This is a genomic window from Kitasatospora sp. NPDC024654 (genome assembly GCF_055559155.1).
In genome coordinates this window covers 1-1769 of record NZ_JBVHLF010000249.1, presented here as the reverse complement: position 1 = coordinate 1769, position 1769 = coordinate 1, and the positions used below count along the sequence as shown (strand labels likewise).

Sequence of the window (1769 nt, the reverse complement as noted above, 5' to 3'; positions counted from 1 at the left end):
GAGTTCGAACGCATCATCAACCAGCAGCGAGCCGAGACCCGACAGAGGGACGAAGCCGCATAGAGACGACTCTACGTTTCCAGGGGATTGACAGGACCCTTGTCGTTTGCCGTGATGGGTGTCGGCGGCAACGGCGTCAGAGGCCAGGCCACGGCCGTTCTGGTGAACGTATCAGCGTCGCATCCGGCGAGCGGTGTCTGTGGTGAGTTGCTTTGATTGCTTCGTCGCCGTGGTCGGGACCGGGTGCGGTTGCTTAGGCATTTCGGGTGGTTTGCGGCCGTGATGCCAGGCTCTGGCGCGCGGGTGCCCGTGATCATGAGGGCCATGACTGCTACGAAGCAATGGCCTCGCCGGGTCCGGCGCAGTGCCCGAACCGCGCTGGCCCTGTCCGTTCTCGCCGCGACGACCACGATGACCACCGCCGCTGCCTCGGCGGCTGCCGCTCCCGTTCTCCGTGACGGTGTGGCGCACGGGTTCGCGGTGTTCGCCGAGAACGGGGAATGGCGGGTCCCGGCTGGCGTGGGCTCGTTCACGGTGTACATGTGGGGGGCCGGCGGCGGTGGTGGCGGCGGGGCCGGCGGCGCGGGTGGTGGCGGCGGGGAGGGCGGGAAGCCCGGAAGCGGGGTGACCTCCGGAAGCGACGAAAGCGGCGGGGGCGGCGGGGGCGCCAGCGGGTCGAGCGGGGGCGGCGGCGGGGCTGGCGCGTTCGTCCAGTGCACCCTGAACACCAATGACGAGTACAGCTTCCGGGTCTTCGTGAGCCAGGCCGGCACGGGCGGGGCTGGTGGTGGCGGAGGAGGCGGTGGCGCGGGCGGTCTGGGTCTTGGCGGGAACGGCTGGAACGGATCGGACGGCGGCGCCGGAGGCGCGGGCAGTCACGCCAGCATCACCACGATCACGGGAGGTCCGTACAACCTGATTCTCGGAGCTGCGGACGGCGGGTGGGGCGGCGGGGCCGCCTCCAGCTCGGGCGGTGGGCAGGGCGGAACTGAGAACGGAGCCTCTGGCGGTCAGGCGACCGGGGGCACATCCGGCGGTCAGGGCAGTGGCATGGGTTTCTCCTTGTGCGGCGGCAGTCTCAGCAATGGTGGTGCGGGCGGCGGGGGCGGGGCCGGCTCCTCCGGCTGGAAGGCCGATGGCTCCGTCGGCGGCGGTGGAGGGAACAACTTCCGTGCCCTCAGCCGGCCCGGCGCCGGTGGAAACCCGCAGGGCCCGACCACGCTGACCCTTCCCGGCGGAACCAGCTACACGGTCCCGCGCGGCATTGCCGAAGGCGGATGGGGCGGCCAGGGCGGTGACGGCGGCACCGGTGGCACCGGTGGCACCGGCTTCTCCCGCGGCTGGAACGGGGAATCCGGCCAGGCAGGAGGCGCTGGCGGCAACGGCGGGAGCGGCCTGATGGTCATCGCCTGGTAGACAGCCCGAGTACCTGTCAGCTCCCGGGGTGGAGCGCGAAGGGGCGCCGACCACGGTCGGTGCCCTTTCATTGTCAGATCCGCCATGCCAGCCATCCCGCCGGGACCTGTCTGTCGCTGTCGACCGGGACGACCTGACGGAAGACCTCGGCGGCCGGATCCGCGACGGCCTCAGTGAAAATGCGACTGCGTGGAGACGGCCGAGATCCTCACGCAGACACCTGCGCGCTGCCGCCTGTCCTGTCGCGTTGAGCCTGTCTCTCGGCGACGGGTGAAAACTGACCGCTGGACGGCGGATGAATCGGGACCCACCGGAGCAAATCCGACCCTTCTTGCGATCGTCTGATCATCCTG

At 70.5% G+C, this 1769-nt stretch carries 1 protein-coding gene; it reads left to right on the top strand.

Features of this window, described 5'->3' with window-relative positions; genetic code table 11:
- Positions 1 to 1050 precede the first annotated feature (1050 nt).
- Positions 1051 to 1416 carry a hypothetical protein gene (locus ACZ38L_RS39390; protein ID WP_465702951.1) on the top strand — a complete coding sequence of 122 codons (366 nt, stop codon included), beginning with the start codon at positions 1051 to 1053 and terminating at the stop codon, positions 1414 to 1416.
- Positions 1417 to 1769: the final 353 nt, after the last annotated feature.

Excerpts from the sequence above, each read along its gene's own strand:
- ACZ38L_RS39390 (WP_465702951.1), top strand. The coding sequence starts at position 1,051 with ATGGGTTTCTCCTTGTGCGGCGGCAGTCTCAGCAATGGTGGTGCGGGC.